The 737-nt window shown below is 62.1% G+C and carries 1 protein-coding gene; it reads right to left on the bottom strand.

Annotation, left to right across the window (positions count from 1 at the left end):
* Positions 1-737, bottom strand: a 737-nt coding sequence (locus ISP18_RS00090) for an AMP-binding protein (RefSeq protein WP_404559221.1), incomplete at both ends; no start/stop codon positions are given.

Raw genomic sequence — 737 nt, forward strand, 5'->3', positions numbered from 1 at the left:
GTCAGAAAACGCTCGGCAGTGAGCTGGGGACGATTGAGGTAGCCACGGGCAACACCGGCCCCGCCGATGTACAACTCACCCACGGCACCCAGCGGTACCGGCTTACCCTGAGCATCCAGCAGATAGATTCGTGTGTTGGCGATCGGGTGGCCGATCGGCACCACCTGTTCCATGAATCCTTCCGGGCAGGTCCACGCTGTGACATCGATCGCTGCTTCCGTAGGACCGTACAGGTTATGCACCTGCACCCATGGCAGCCGTGCTTGGCATGTCTGCACAAACGCGCCGAGCAAGGCTTCGCCACTGCAGATCACGCGACGTAACCGTTCGCAGCCCCCCACCCCTTCGCTGTGCAGGAACGCCCCCAGCATCGACGGTACGAAGTGCACCGTCGTCACACCCCAGCGGCGCATCTGCGCCACCAATACGCTAGCGTCCCTATGTGCGCCGGGCGCAAGCATCACCAGTTGCGCGCCGTACAGCAGGGTCCAGAAGAATTCCCACACCGAGACGTCGAAGCTGAAGGAGGTCTTCTGCAGAACCACGTCCGTGGCGTCCAGCCCGTATGCCTGCTGCATCCATTGCAACCGGTTCACCAGCGCACGGTGCTCGTTCATCACACCCTTAGGTGTACCGGTGGAACCGGAGGTGTAGATGACATAGGCCAGATGACGGGAGGTCAGATCGGCCACCTGCGGATTGGCATCGGACTGCATGGCCCAGGGGCTGTCGTCGTC

Source organism: Dyella humi, assembly GCF_044904605.1.
Taxonomy (GTDB): domain Bacteria; phylum Pseudomonadota; class Gammaproteobacteria; order Xanthomonadales; family Rhodanobacteraceae; genus Dyella_B; species Dyella_B humi.